The sequence below is a fragment of the Bradyrhizobium sp. PRIMUS42 genome (assembly GCF_023006515.1).
Taxonomy (GTDB): Bacteria; Pseudomonadota; Alphaproteobacteria; order Rhizobiales; family Xanthobacteraceae; genus Bradyrhizobium.
Genome location: NZ_JALBGZ010000725.1, coordinates 1 through 3,066 on the forward strand (window position 1 = coordinate 1; position 3,066 = coordinate 3,066).

Here is a 3,066-nt window from a genome sequence, read left to right on the forward strand (position 1 = left end):
AGCCGGCAGCCCCGCCCGCGGCAGTTGCGGGTGGCGCCGAGCCGACACTGATCGGCCAGTTCGGCACCTGGGGCGCCTATTCGGCGACGCCCAACGGCAAGAAGGTCTGCTTCGCGCTGGCCAAGCCATCGTCGTCGAAGACCAACCCGCCGAATCGGCCGCGCGATCCCGCCTATGCCTTCGTCTCGACCCGGCCGGCGGAGAAAGTGAACAACGAAGTCTCGGTCATGATCGGCTATGCCCTGAAGCCGGGTTCTGAATCGTCGGTCGAGGTCGGTGGCGCCGCCTTCGCGATGTACACGCAGGGCGACGGCCTCTGGATCAAGAATGCGGCCGAGGAGGAGCGGATGGTCGAGGCCATGCGCAAATCCGCCGAGCTGGTGGTCAAGGGCGTCTCGGCCAAGGGCACCGAGACGACCGATACGTTCTCGCTGAAGGGCCTCGCCCAGGCTCTGGACAAGATCGCCCAGGATTGTCGGCGGTAACGCCTAGTCGTTAAGGCTGGCGGCGATCAAGGTCGCAATCGGGTGTTCCGGTTGCTATATAGGGGCGGTTCCAAGTTTTCCGTCATTCCGGATGGTCCGAAGGACCAGACCCGGAAGCTCAACGCTTCGCGTCGTCCCGGAACGACCACATACTCAGGTCCATTCAATGCAACCGACGACCGAGCCGCATAACGCAATCCTGGTGGAGAAGACGCCACTCGAGACCTATGTGCCGCCGGCAAAGCCGTCGCTGATCGGTCTGTCGCGCACCGAGCTTGCCGATCGCCTCGGCGAGATCGGCGTCGCGCCGGGGCAGCGCAAGATGCGGGTGCAGCAGCTGTGGCACTGGCTCTATTTCCGGGGCGCCCAGAGTTTCGACGACATGACCTCGATCTCGAAGGGCATTCGCGCCGAGCTCGCGCAGCACTTCACGGTCGACCGGCCCGAGGTCGTCGCCGAGCAGATCTCGAACGACGGCACCCGCAAATGGCTGCTGCGGCTGCCGAGCGGCGACAATGTCGAGCGTGCCCACGAGGTCGAGTGCGTCTACATCCCCGAGACCGATCGCGGCACGCTCTGCGTCTCCTCCCAGGTCGGCTGCACGCTGAACTGCTCGTTCTGCCACACCGGCACGCAGCGCCTCGTACGCAATCTCACCGCCGGCGAGATCGTGGGGCAGGTGATGGTCGCACGCGATCGCCTGAATGACTGGGCCGATCGCGAAGACGGCACGCGCCGCGTCACCAACATCGTGATGATGGGCATGGGCGAGCCGCTCTACAATTTCGACGCGGTGCGCGATGCGCTCTTGATCGTCGGCGACAATGAAGGCATCGGCATCTCCCGCCGCCGCATTACGCTGTCGACCTCGGGTGTGGTGCCGAACATCGTGCGCGCGGGCGAGGAGATCGGCGTCATGCTCGCGATCTCGCTGCATGCCGTGCGCGACGAGCTGCGCAACGAGCTGGTGCCACTCAACCGCAAATATCCGATCAAGGAGCTGCTGCAGGCCTGCCGAGACTATCCCGGCGCCTCCAATGCGCGGCGCATCACCTTCGAATATGTGATGCTCAAGGGTGTCAACGACTCGCTCGACGATGCAAAACTGCTGGTGAAGCTGCTCAAGGGCGTTCACGCCAAGATCAATCTGATCCCGTTCAATCCCTGGCCCGGTACGGCCTATGAATGTTCGGACTGGGACCAGATCGAAAAATTCTCCGAATACATCTTCAACGCCGGCTATTCCTCGCCGGTGCGCACCCCGCGCGGCCGCGACATCCTCGCCGCCTGCGGCCAGCTGAAATCGGAGACCGAGAAGCTCAGCGCCCGCGAACGCCAGGCGTTGCGCGCCATGGCGATGACGGATTGAGGATGGCGCCATATTCAACGCTCGTCATGGCTGGGCTTGACCCGGCCATATGCGTCTATGGCCGTCATTCCGGGGCGGTGCGCAGCACCGAACCCGGAATCTCGAGATTCCTGGTCTGGCGCTTACGCGCCATCCCGGAATGACGGTGATATTCCACGAGTCCCTCAGATGTCCCTGATCGGCCGCCTCATCGTCATCTTCATCGGCTTTCTCGCCGCCTGTTTCGTCGGCGGGATGATCGTCGTCGTCGCGCTGTTGTTTCCGGAATTCGCCGATCTCGGCGCCGGTCCCGTCGATCAGGGCACGCTCGACATCCTGCTCGGATTCGGCTTCATTTTCGTGTCGGGTTTTGCCCTGGTTCCGGCGGCGGTGATCGTCGCGATCACCGAGGCCCTCTATATCCGCAGCGCGCTCGCTTACGCAGTCGGCGGCGGCCTCGTAGGGCTCGCCTGCTATCTCGGTCTCGTTCCGTTTCACTCCGACACGTTCCAATTCGAAGGCGTCGTCCGCCGGCATCTGGAAATCATGACCGGCGCCGGCATCGTTGCCGGCGTGGTCTACTGGTTGATCGCCGGCCGCAACGCCGGCGCCTGGCGCGATCCGCTACCTCCGCGCGAGCCGCCCCCGCCCCTTCCGTCGAATTCAAGGCCGGATGCGCGGTGACCTTCTACCCTCCTCTCCAGGGGAGGATGGGCCCCGCCGCCGGGGTTTTCATCCCCGTCCCACTCCGCTAAACCGCGCGCCATGAACCGGACTGGACTCTTCATCGCCCTTGCGCTGTGGCTCGTGATCGGCGTCGTTTTCGGCCTCTATCCAGAGCTCGATCTCAAGCTCGCGTCGCTGTTCTTCGATCCCCAAACGAAAACCTTTCCGCTCAAGCTGAACGACTGGGCGGGCTTCGCGCGTGATGCTGCGATGTGGGTGGCCTGGGCCTTCGTGCTGCCGTCGCTTGTGGCGCTCGTGGTCAAGATGATCAGGCCCGACCGGCCGTTGATGGTGTCGGGGCGCGCGATCGTGTTCCTGCTGGTCACGATCATTCTGTCTGCCGGCATTCTCACCAACCTCACCTTCAAGACCTATTGGGGCCGGCCCCGGCCGGTTGTGGTGACCGAGTTCGCCGGCGACCAGCAATTCGTGCCGTGGTGGGATCCGCGCGGCGGCTGCGCGCGCAACTGCTCGTTCTTCTCGGGCGAGGGCGCGACCGCGTTCTGG

The 3,066-nt window shown here is 64.3% G+C and carries 3 protein-coding genes and 1 pseudogene; all 4 read left to right on the forward strand.

Annotated features, from left to right (window positions below; all coding sequences use genetic code 11):
- On the forward strand, nt 1-485 hold a 485-nt coding region (locus MOV75_RS32560; protein WP_247007376.1), incomplete at its 5' end, for an invasion associated locus B family protein.
- A gap of 166 nt (nt 486-651) precedes the next feature.
- Entirely contained in the window at nt 652-1,854 is a 1,203-nt protein-coding gene (rlmN, locus tag MOV75_RS32565) for a 23S rRNA (adenine(2503)-C(2))-methyltransferase RlmN (RefSeq protein WP_246931540.1), read from the forward strand.
- Nucleotides 1,855-2,022: 168 nt separating this feature from the next.
- On the forward strand, nt 2,023-2,517 hold the full coding sequence (locus tag MOV75_RS32570; protein ID WP_246931542.1) for a hypothetical protein: 495 nt from the start codon (nt 2,023-2,025) through the stop codon (nt 2,515-2,517).
- A gap of 81 nt (nt 2,518-2,598) precedes the next feature.
- Nucleotides 2,599-3,066, forward strand: a pseudogene (locus MOV75_RS32575) (PAP2 family protein); the annotation flags it as partial.